Source organism: Pseudomonas sp., assembly GCF_037994325.1.
In the GTDB taxonomy this organism is placed as follows: Bacteria; Pseudomonadota; Gammaproteobacteria; order Pseudomonadales; family Pseudomonadaceae; genus Aquipseudomonas.
In genome coordinates, this window is record NZ_JBBNAH010000258.1 from 1 (window position 1) to 4,517 (window position 4,517).

Here is a 4,517-nt window from a genome sequence, read left to right on the forward strand (position 1 = left end):
CCTCCTCATCCACACTGGCCGGGCAATGCCCGCATAGCCCTGTCGTTCGTACTCAATTACGAAGAAGGCGGCGAGCGGAACGTGCTGCACGGCGACAAAGAGTCGGAAGCCTTCCTCTCGGAAATGGTCGCCGCTCAGCCGCTGCAAGGCGCGCGCAATATGAGCATGGAGTCGTTGTACGAATACGGTAGCCGCGCTGGCGTCTGGCGCATTCTCAAGCTGTTTGAAAAAACCGGTATTCCGCTGACCATCTTTGCCGTGGCCATGGCCGCGCAGCGTCACCCCGATTTAATCCGCCAGATGGCCGCCGCTGGTCATGAAATCTGCAGCCATGGCTACCGCTGGATCGACTACCAGTACATGGACGAAGCACAAGAACGCGAGCACATGCTCGAAGCCATCCGCATCCTCACCGAAATCACCGGCGAGCGCCCACTGGGCTGGTACACCGGTCGCACCGGGCCAAACACCCGCCGCCTGGTGATGGAAGAAGGCGGCTTTCTCTACGACTCCGACACCTACGACGACGACCTGCCCTACTGGGAGCCGAACAACCCCACCGGCAAGCCGCACTTGGTGATTCCCTACACGCTGGACACCAACGATATGCGCTTCACCCAGGTGCAGGGTTTTAACAGCGGCGACGACTTTTTCAATTACCTGAAAGACGCCTTTGACGTGCTCTACGCCGAAGGCGGCGAGGCGCCGAAAATGCTCTCCATCGGCCTGCACTGCCGGCTGATCGGCCGCCCGGCTCGCTTGGCATCCTTGCAACGCTTTATTGAATACGTGCAGGGCTTTGAGCAGGTGTGGTTCGCCCGCCGCGTCGATATTGCCAAGCATTGGCACCAGACCCACCCCTGCAAAGAAGAGAGCGCGAAATGAGCCGCTTCCAGACCCTGACACCGTCAACCCTGAGCCGTGACGCCTTTGTCGCCGCCTTTGCCGACATCTACGAACACTCGCCCTGGGTTGCCGAAAAGGCCTATGACCTGGGTGCTGACAGCAGCCTCGACGATATCCAAGGCCTGCACGCACGCATGGCCGATATTCTGCTCAGCGCCGATCACGCCGCCCAGCTTGCTTTGATTAATGCTCACCCGGACCTTGCTGGCAAAGCCGCGGTACGGGGCGAACTAACCGAAGCCAGCACCTCGGAGCAATCCGGTGCTGGCATCCACGAATGCACGGCTGAAGAGTTTCAACGCTTCACCGAGCTGAACGACGCCTACAAAGCCAAGTTCGCGTTTCCCTTCATCATGGCGGTCAAGGGCAGCAATCGGCACCAGATACTGGCGGCCTTCGAGGAGCGTATTCATAACTCCAAGGAAGCCGAATTCACCCGGGCTCTGGCCGAAATCAACAAGATCGCGCTGTTCCGGCTTCAGGCCCTATAAGGCCTAGCTCCCACGCCGCCACCTCCCACGCCCCCAATAGGCAGACAAACAATGAAAGCTTACGCCGTACCCTTCGAGAAATACGTCAACCTCGCCGACGCCCGCCTGGGCACCAAAGCCCTCTCCGTCACCGACGACTGGTTTGCCGACGTCAACCGCCTGTTCCAGCCCACCCCTGCGGTATGGAAAGAAGGCGTGTTTGATGACAACGGCAAATGGATGGATGGTTGGGAATCGCGCCGCAAGCGCTTCGAAGGCTACGACAGCGCCGTGATCAAACTGGGCGTGCCCGGCTCGATCAAAGGCGTGGATATCGACACCAGTTTCTTCACCGGTAACTTCCCGCCATCGGCGTCCCTGGAAGCCTGCTTTTTGGCTGAAGGCGACCCAACCGACAGCACCGAGTGGACCGAAGTACTAAGCGCCGTTGAGCTGCAAGGCAACAGCCACCACTACCACGAAATCGCCAACAGCCAGGCCTTTACCCACCTGCGCTTTAACATCTACCCGGACGGCGGCGTGGCCCGTCTGCGCGTATATGGCATTCCGTTCCGCGACTGGTCCAACACCGGCGACAACGAACAAGTTGACCTGGCCAGCGCCCTCAACGGCGGCCGTGCCCTGGCCTGCTCGGATGAGCACTTCGGCCGTATGAGCAACATCCTCAACCCAGGCCGTGGCGTAAACATGGGCGACGGTTGGGAAACCGCGCGCCGTCGTACCCCTGGCAATGACTGGGTGATCGTCGCCCTCGGCCACCCAGGCGAGATCGAACGCATCGTCGTCGACACCCTGCACTTCAAAGGCAACTACCCGGACAGCTGCTCGATCCAAGGCGCTTTCGTCAAAGGCGGCACCGACAGCCAGATCGAAACCCAAAGCCTGTTCTGGCGCGAACTGCTGCCCAGCCAGAAACTGCACATGCACCAAGAGCATGAATTTGCCGAGCAGATCAAAGCCCTGGGGCCGATCACCCATATCCGTTTGAATGTGTTCCCGGATGGTGGTGTTAGCCGGCTGCGGTTGTTTGGCAAGGTGGCGAAGTAAAACGCGCTCAGTCCCCTCTCCCTCTGGGAGAGGGTTAGGGTGAGGGGCTTTTTAGGCATAACACATCGTCTGCCCCGGCCCTCACCCCCAACCCCTCTCCCGCTCGCGGGAGAGGGGAGTCTTAACTTACGAACAATGTAGAAAACAACATGCGCACACTGATCATCGAACCGCTCAGCAAAGAAGCCTTCGCCCCCTTTGGCGATGTGATTGAAACCGAGGGCAGCGACTATTTCATGATCAACAACGGCTCCACCCGCCGCTATCACAAGCTGGCAACGGTTGAGACCGCGCAGCCGGATGACAAGGCCATCATCAGTATTTTCAGCGCTGAAAAACTGCAGATGCCCCTGACTATCCGCATGTTGGAGCGCCATCCGCAGGGCAGCCAAGCGTTTATACCGCTGCTCGGCAACCCCTTTCTGATCGTGGTCGCGCCACTTGGCGATGCACCTGAATCAGAGTTGGTCCGTGCTTTTGTCAGCAATGGCAAGCAGGGCATTAATTACCATCGCGGCGTTTGGCACCACCCGGTGCTAACGATCGAAAAGCGGGATGACTTCCTGGTGGTTGATCGCAGCGGTTCTGGCAACAACTGCGATGAGCATTTTTTCCCTGAGGATGAACACCTTCTCCTCAACCCCCACCAATAAGAGAAGCTCGACTACCGGCCAGCCGGTGTCGGGAAGAGGTAAACACTGTGGAAGCACATTTGATTGAATGGGCCAACCTGGCCGTGCGCTGGGTGCATATGATCGTCGGCATCGCCTGGATCGGCGCGTCGTTTTATTTCGTCTGGCTGGAAAACAACCTCAACCGGGTCAACCCGCGCGATGGTCTGGCCGGTGACCTCTGGGCCATCCACGGTGGCGGTATCTACCACCTGGAAAAATACAAACTCGCCCCGCCAAAAATGCCGGACAACCTGCACTGGTTCAAATGGGAAGCCTATTGGACCTGGATGTCGGGCGTTACCCTGCTGATGATCGTCTACTACCTCAACCCCTCGCTGTACCTGATCTTGCCGGGCAGCGACATGGCGCCGTCCACCGCCATTGCCATCGGCATTGGTTCGCTGGTCAGCGGTTGGTTTATCTACGACTTCCTCTGCGACTCGCCGTTAGGCAAGCAACCGGCGCTACTTGGCCTGGTGTTGTTTGTGCTGCTGGTGGCCGCATCGTTTGGTCTGAGCCATGTATTTAGCGGCCGCGGTGCGTATATCCATGTCGGCGCCATTATCGGCACCATCATGGTTGGTAACGTGTTCCGCACCATCATGCCGGCGCAGCGCGCGCTGGTAAAAGCCATCGAAGAAAACCGCACCCCCGACCCGGCCCTGCCGGCGAAAGGCCTGCTGCGTTCGCGGCACAACAACTACTTCACCCTGCCGGTGCTGTTCATCATGATCAGCAACCACTTCCCGAGCACCTACGGCAGTAAGTACAACTGGCTGATCCTGGCGGGCATCGCGGTGCTGGCTGTGATCGTGCGCCACTACTTCAACACCCGTCACCACAGCAAAAGCTTCGCCTGGGCTTTGCCCGCTGGCGCCTTGGGCATGATCTGCCTGGCCTTTGTTACCGGCCCCGCCCTGACCACCGCGCCGGCTGCCACCCAAGCCAAAATGGAATACCAACCGCTGCCGGCCACCGCCATTGGCGGCAAGACGGCCAAGGAAGCGGCAGAAGAAGCAGCCAAGCAGCCGGCCCCGGCTGAGCAACCGGTTGCCCAAGCCACCGCGCCAGCCGGCGATGCCGGCTTTGAAAAAGTGCATGAGGTGATTCAGGTGCGCTGCTCGGTCTGCCACTCGGCCACCCCCACCAACAGCATGTTCAGCGCGGCACCCGCTGGCGTGATGTTTGATACCCCCGCGCAGATCCAGCAGATGGCGCCACGCATTCAAGCGCAGGCTGTGGCAACCCAGGCGATGCCATTGGGCAACTTGACCAAGATGACCCCGGAAGAGCGCGAGCTGATTGGGGCTTGGATTGCCAAGGGGGCGCAGGTGAATTAACCGTCATTCCCGCGTAGGCGGGGACCCAGAATGCCGACATGATCGCCGTTCGCCGATCC

Annotated in this window: 5 protein-coding genes; all 5 read left to right on the plus strand. The window is 59.7% G+C overall.

The genetic code is table 11. From position 1 onward, the window contains the following. Nucleotides 1-885 (plus strand): allantoinase PuuE (gene puuE / locus AAAB16_RS08790; RefSeq protein ID WP_340662991.1); only part of this gene is annotated, 885 nt, incomplete at its 5' end. Beyond that, complete coding sequence (gene uraD / locus AAAB16_RS08795) at nucleotides 882-1,397, plus strand: 2-oxo-4-hydroxy-4-carboxy-5-ureidoimidazoline decarboxylase (protein WP_340662992.1); 516 nt, start codon at nucleotides 882-884, stop codon at nucleotides 1,395-1,397. The genes puuE and uraD, both read left to right, overlap by 4 nt. A 51-nt stretch (nucleotides 1,398-1,448) precedes the next feature. Then, the gene (alc, locus tag AAAB16_RS08800) at nucleotides 1,449-2,444 is read left to right on the plus strand and encodes an allantoicase (RefSeq protein WP_340662993.1); all 996 of its coding nucleotides are present in this window, start codon (nucleotides 1,449-1,451) and stop codon (nucleotides 2,442-2,444) included. 149 nt (nucleotides 2,445-2,593) lie between these two features. Then, nucleotides 2,594-3,097, plus strand: coding sequence for an ureidoglycolate lyase (locus AAAB16_RS08805; protein ID WP_340662994.1), 504 nt, complete (start codon nucleotides 2,594-2,596; stop codon nucleotides 3,095-3,097). Nucleotides 3,098-3,144: 47 nt separating this feature from the next. Then, nucleotides 3,145-4,458, plus strand: a complete 1,314-nt coding sequence (locus AAAB16_RS08810; RefSeq protein WP_340662995.1) for a urate hydroxylase PuuD — start codon at nucleotides 3,145-3,147, stop codon at nucleotides 4,456-4,458. Nucleotides 4,459-4,517: the final 59 nt, after the last annotated feature.